Source organism: Mesorhizobium sp. M7A.F.Ca.AU.002.02.1.1 (assembly GCF_003998535.1).
Classification (GTDB): Bacteria; Pseudomonadota; Alphaproteobacteria; order Rhizobiales; family Rhizobiaceae; genus Mesorhizobium; species Mesorhizobium ciceri.
In genome coordinates, this window is sequence record NZ_RZPB01001032.1 from 1 (window position 1) to 1,759 (window position 1,759).

The 1,759-nt window shown below is 62.2% G+C and carries 2 protein-coding genes; both read right to left on the minus strand.

What is annotated here, in order from left to right; genetic code table 11:
- The coding region (locus tag EN879_RS34650) for an FAD-dependent monooxygenase (protein ID WP_164774787.1) at positions 1 to 93 on the minus strand (93 nt) is incomplete at its 3' end.
- 521 nt (positions 94 to 614) lie between these two features.
- Positions 615 to 1,759: PleD family two-component system response regulator (locus EN879_RS34660; RefSeq protein ID WP_127274651.1), on the minus strand; the 1,145-nt coding region annotated here is incomplete at its 5' end.

Below are 1,759 nucleotides of genomic sequence, written 5' to 3' on the forward strand. Positions count from 1 at the left end.
GGCAACGTCGACGCCTGCTAGCGCCAGTTCGCCCGCCAGCATCAATCCCGCCGGACCACCCCCGGCGATCACCACCGCATGATCTGAAACCATTGTCATCACTCCCGTTTTCCGCACCTTGGTTCGGGTCGGTTTTACGGGAGGAGCCGGGTCTTGCCGCAAGCCCCTTGTGCGCCATATGTATGAAATGGAAGGGAACGGTATTGTTTCCCCTGTTGGTTGCCGCGGAACAAGCGCTCGGGGCAATTTCCCCTAACGATATCCAGATTTTCAGGCGCAAAAACCCAGAGTCTTCCGTGCTTTGGCACGGAGCTCTGATGTTCATTGGAAAGAAGGGGGCCGGTCGGCGTTTGGCAGCGGTACGAGGAGGCCACTATGTGCCAGCGCCGGCCGGCCGACCCCACGGACCCAGGAGATGCGGCGGACCTGAGCATCATGGGGTATTCCCAGGGACCGGAGCCGGCGGTCTATCCTCGTGCCGGCTTCGTCTTGGCCTGCACAGTCGCGCAAGAGCTTATAAAAATCAACAGTTTCTTAACCAAGGCTCGCGAATCGCTTGGATTAAGGTAAACGGGTAACCCTGTCGGGTTGACTGGATAATCGGGGCTGGGTCACTACGCCGCCTTGGCGACGACCCGATTGCGGCCGCCGCTTTTGGCTTCGTAGAGCGCGAGATCGGCACGCTTCATGAGCGCCGCCACCGTGTCCACGCCCTTCAGCACCGACGACACGCCGACGCTGACCGTGACTTCGATCGCCTTGCCGTCCTGGCCAATGGCGAAAGCCGCCTGGGCGATTTCGGCGCGAATGCGCTCGGCCACCTTCTCGGCCACCGCGCCCTCGGTATCCGGCATCACCACGACGAACTCCTCGCCGCCAAAGCGGCAGGCAAGGTCGATACCCCTGACATTCTTGCGCAGCCGCCGTGCGAATTCCCGCAGCACCTCGTCGCCGCCATCATGACCGTGCGCGTCGTTGATCGCCTTGAAGCGATCGAGGTCGGTGATCATCACCGACAGCGGCCGGCGCCGTGCCACGGCGCGATCGAACAGCGTCTGCAGATGGCTGTCCAGATAGCGGCGATTGTGCAGCCCGGTCAGACCGTCGGTCACCGCCATTTCGATTGTCTGGGTGACGCTGGCCCGTAGCTGGTCGTTGTAGCGCTTACGGCGCACCTGCGTGCGCAGCCGTGCCGTCAGTTCCTGCTGGTCGATCGGCCGCATGAGATAGTCGTTGATGCCGAGTTCCAGGCCGCGAATGATGCGTTCCTCCTCGCCCTCCTCCGCCAGCAGGATAATCGGCACGAAGCGGGTGCGATCGAGCGAGCGCAACTGCGAACAGAGCCTCAGCGGATCGAAATCGGCGAACGCGGTCGAGATCATCACGCATTCATAGGATGTCTCGGCGGCCTGGAAGAAACCGGCATGCGGATCATGTGTGACGTCGAGGTCGGCCCGATCACGCAGCATCTTCTGGATGCGCTCGACGGATGTTTTGCGCTCGTCGATCAAAAGCACTTTCGGCGTCGTGTCCTCGGATGCGAAATTGCGGCTGAGCAACTCCTCGATGCCGATATTGCGCGTCGTCGAGGCGCGCAGCCGCAACTCGTCGGTCAGCGACTTCAGCCGAACAAGGCTCTTGACGCGCGTCATCAGCTGCAGGTCGTTGACCGGCTTGGTCAGGAAGTCGTCGGCGCCAGCCTCAAGCCCGCGGACGCGGTCGGAAACCTGGTCCAGCGCGGTGATCATCACCACCGGAA